Origin of the sequence: Paenibacillus sp. UMB7766-LJ446 (assembly GCF_030226665.1) — a bacterium.
GTDB classification, from domain to species: Bacteria; Bacillota; Bacilli; order Paenibacillales; family Paenibacillaceae; genus Paenibacillus; species Paenibacillus vandeheii.
In genome coordinates this window covers 1-804 of record NZ_JASOYM010000036.1, presented here as the reverse complement: position 1 = coordinate 804, position 804 = coordinate 1, and the positions used below count along the sequence as shown (strand labels likewise).

General features: G+C 41.8%; 1 protein-coding gene. It reads left to right on the top strand.

Annotated features, from left to right (window positions below):
• Window positions 1-147: 147 nt before the first annotated feature.
• Window positions 148-804 (top strand): DUF421 domain-containing protein (locus QP794_RS33080; RefSeq protein WP_285080850.1); only part of this gene is annotated, 657 nt, incomplete at its 3' end.

Below are 804 nucleotides of genomic sequence, written 5' to 3'. Positions count from 1 at the left end.
CATTCTCCCAATACCGAAATTAATATTTCCGTCTCGCAACAAAAGCATACGTTAGAAAAATTTTCAAATGGAAATGTATGAAAATAATGGAATAGGGACATATTAACTTTTGTCGATTAAATGTGATTGGAAAGGAATGGTGATATTATGCCGGATTGGGTAGAAATTGCTTTGCGAACGTTATTGGCTATGGGGGTTCTTTTTGTCCTAACGAAGATATTGGGTAAACGACAGGTATCAGAGCTTTCATTGTTTGAGTATATCACCGGCATCACGATCGGCAGCCTTGCAGCTTACGTTTCGTTGGATCTGGAGTCCAATTGGTATCTGGGCTTGGTTGCGATGACGGTTTGGACCGTTGTTTCTTTAGGGATTGAACTTTTACAGCTGAAAAGCAAAACGGCAAGAGACCTATTCGACGGCAAAGCAACAGTACTCATTAAGGACGGCAAGATCATGGAGGATAACCTAAAAAAAGAAAGGATTACCACGGATGAACTTATGGAACAGCTTCGAATAAAGAATGTGTTCAAAGCTGCCGATGTTGAATTCGCCATCATGGAGTCAAGCGGTGACGTTAGCGTTCTTTTAACCAAGGAAAATCAACCGTTTACGCCTAAACACCTGGGGATAAATGTCGGGCCAGAACAAGAACCTCAATCGGTCATTATGGATGGAAAAATAATGGACGAACCGCTTGCCACGATAGGTCTAAACAGGCAATGGTTGGATACGGAACTGGAGAAATTAGGTGTTTCGATTGATAACGTATTTCTTGGACAGGTGGATTCCTATGGCCAGCTA